Below are 1,324 nucleotides of genomic sequence, written 5' to 3'. Positions count from 1 at the left end.
CCGCCTCACGGCCCCGCTGCGCGGCATCCAGCGGCAGTTCGAGCGGCTTTCCGGCCTCGCCAAGCGCATCGGCGTGCTGGGCGGGGCGGTCGCGGCGATCTCCTTCATGGCGCCGATTCAGTCGGCGGCGGCGTTCGAACAGAAGATGCGGGACACAATCGTTACAGCCGGCTACTTCGCCGAGGCCGCAGAACAACGCATTCGCGCTCTGTCCGCCAGCCTCGAAGAGCTGGCGCTGAAGGTCGGCCTTACCTCCAATGATCTCGGCGACGCACTGAACACGCTATCAACGTCCGGCATGGAAGACGGTCTTGCCAATCGCTTGATGCCTATCATCGGGCGAGTGGCTAAGGCCGCCAGCGCCGCGTCTGTAGACGTGGCGAAGGTGGGTTTCGCGCTCAACAACACGCTGGGCATCCAAGCCGACCAGATGGAGACCGCCTACGCCCGACTGATCGTCGCGGGCAAGCTCGGGCGGTTTGAGTTCAAGAACATGGCGAAGGTGATTCCCGAACTGGCGGCCAGCCTCAAGGGCCTTGGCGTGACGGGCATGGAGGCTGTTTCCACGCTGGGCGCCGCGCTCCAGGTCGCCATGTTCGGAACGGACAGCCCCGACACGGCCGCGAACAACCTCAAGAACTTTCTGGGAAAAGTGCTCGCACCCGATGCGATAAAGAAGTTCCAGAAGATGGGTGTCGATATCCAGGGTGTGATGACCGACGCGCTAAAGCGGGGCATCAACCCAGTCGAAGCGGCGCTGGAGAAAATCTCTAAGGTCACGGGTACATCGCAAAAGGAAATCGACGACATCTTCAAGGGGGCTAAGGCGAGCGGCATGACCGACGCACAGGCCGCTCAGGAGGTTAAGGGCCGCATCCAGGCGGTGCTGGGGCGGACCAAGCTCGGTCAGCTCTTCGAGGATACTCAGGTGCTCGATTTCCTCGTGCCGTTCCTGCTCAACAAGCAGAAGTATCTCGAATTCAAAAAGGCGATCGAGGACTCAGGGCTGGACGTAATTGCGAAGGACTTCGGCACGCAAATGGTGGGCCTGCAAACGCAGCTCACCATCTTTCAGGAGATTGTAACGCAGCTGAACAGGCGGGTTGGGTTGGCATTCGGGCGAAACCTCCCGTGGATTAACTCTGGTCTTATGGCCCTTCTCGGGTGGATCAAGCAGGTGGACGCCGCCTTTCCGGGTGTGATCGACAAGGTGCTTTCCTTCGGCGGCGGGGCGCTTGTTCTGGTAACCGCGCTCGGCCTGCTCGGCCCCGTCTTTTCCGTCATCGCCGCCGGCGCCGGCGTGATCGCCACCGGCATTGGCATT

The 1,324-nt window shown here is 61.7% G+C and carries 1 protein-coding gene; it reads left to right on the top strand.

Annotated features, from left to right (window positions below; all coding sequences use genetic code 11):
- On the top strand, positions 1-1,324 hold a 1,324-nt coding region (locus V5F77_RS28815; protein WP_429008475.1), incomplete at both ends, for a phage tail tape measure protein.

It is taken from the genome of Roseixanthobacter psychrophilus (genome assembly GCF_043195195.1).
Classification (GTDB): domain Bacteria; phylum Pseudomonadota; class Alphaproteobacteria; order Rhizobiales; family Xanthobacteraceae; genus NCEH01.
Note: the sequence above shows the minus strand (reverse complement) of the source record. Positions and strands in the feature narration are given on the sequence as shown.